This is a genomic window from Flavobacterium sp. (assembly GCF_031363805.1).
Classification (GTDB): domain Bacteria; phylum Bacteroidota; class Bacteroidia; order Flavobacteriales; family Flavobacteriaceae; genus Flavobacterium.
On sequence record NZ_JANLVD010000059.1, the window covers coordinates 1 to 1,575 of the forward strand.

Genomic DNA, 1,575 nt, shown 5'->3' on the forward strand with positions numbered 1-1,575 from the left:
TTAATTGTTTTCCAAGTCGTGTTTTTTTATTATTGATGTGGCAAAAAAATATTACACCGAGTTTCAAAAACAAATGGTTGGTTTGCCAAGCGATAAACAGCTGAAAATAGCCACTATTTATAGTTTTAGTGCCAATGAAGGCGACCCGGAAATAGATGGAATTATCGAAGATGAAAACCTCGAGGATACCAGCCGATTAGACCAAAGTTCACGCGATTTTCTGGACGCAGCCATAAAAGATTACAACAAGATATTCAAGACCAATTTCGATACTTCCAGCGACAAGTTTCAAAACTACTATAAAGATGTATCGCAAAGGGTAAAGGATCGCGAAATTGACTTGCTTATTGTTGTGAATATGTTCCTAACGGGTTTTGATGCAACTACTTTGAACACTCTTTGGGTAGATAAAAACTTGCGTTTACACGGGCTATTACAAGCCTTTTCACGCACCAACCGTATCCTCAATTCTGTCAAAACCTTTGGCAATATCATTTGCTTCCGGAATTTGGAAAAAGCAACCAATGAGAGTATTGCGCTTTTTGGCGACAATGAAGCTGGTGGAGTTGTTTTGCTGAAAACCTATGATGAATATTACAACGGTTATAAAGATGGCGATAAAGATGTTCGCGGATATGCTGATCTTGTGAGCGAATTACAGGAAAAATTTCCTGTAGGAGGACAGATTATTGGCGAACAGAACCAAAAAGACTTTATCAAGTTATACGGTGCCATTTTGAAGGTAAAAAACATTCTTTCCGCTTTCGACGAATTTGCAGGTAATGAGATGTTGACCGAACGGGATATTCAGGATTACCACAGCATGTATATCAACCTTTACAATGATTTCCGAGGCAAGAACACGGGCGACAACGAAAATGTGAACGATGATATCGTGTTTGAAATGGAGCTGATCAAGGAAGTGGAAATCAACATTGACTATATTTTGGAGTTAATTCGCAAATATCACTTAGGTCATTTACTAGACAAGGAAATAGTAATAAGTATCAGCAAAGCCATTGATTCCAGCATGGAACTGCGCAACAAAAAAGAACTTATCGAACAATTTATTGAATCATTAACACCAACAACCAACATTGACGATGATTGGCGCTCTTTTGTTGATGCAAAAAAAATGGAAGAATTAGAAAGCATTATAACAGAAGAAAATTTGGACAAAGACGAAACGTACAAATTCATTAACAACGCTTTTCGCGATGGCTTTGTACAGGCTACTGGTACTGCTATTACAAAAGTATTGCCACCTGTATCACGATTTACACCAACTGGCGACCGTACAAAGAAACGAGATACTGCACTCGAAAAACTCATTGCATTTTTCAATAAATTTTGGGATATATCGGGTGGCCGCTTTTTAAAAAATTAGAATAGTTTTTTGTGATAAAACAAATATAAAAATATTTAAATTATAAAAGATAGTTTTCATCGATGCCCACTTTAGTTCAATCGCACAAAATTTAACTTCCATTGTTAAGTCCACTCTGAAAAGTCAGTTTTTTTTTGATTTTTAGCTTTTTTTTACCCTTAACCCTAAAGGGAAAAAGCTAAAAATCA

At 36.2% G+C, this 1,575-nt stretch carries 1 protein-coding gene; it reads left to right on the forward strand.

All coding sequences use genetic code 11. The features are described 5' to 3' along the window. Positions 1-37: 37 nt before the first annotated feature. Positions 38-1,387, forward strand: coding sequence for a type I restriction endonuclease subunit R, EcoR124 family (locus tag RMN92_RS03530; protein WP_309608082.1), 1,350 nt, complete (start codon positions 38-40; stop codon positions 1,385-1,387). The last annotated feature ends 188 nt before the right edge of the window (positions 1,388-1,575 follow it).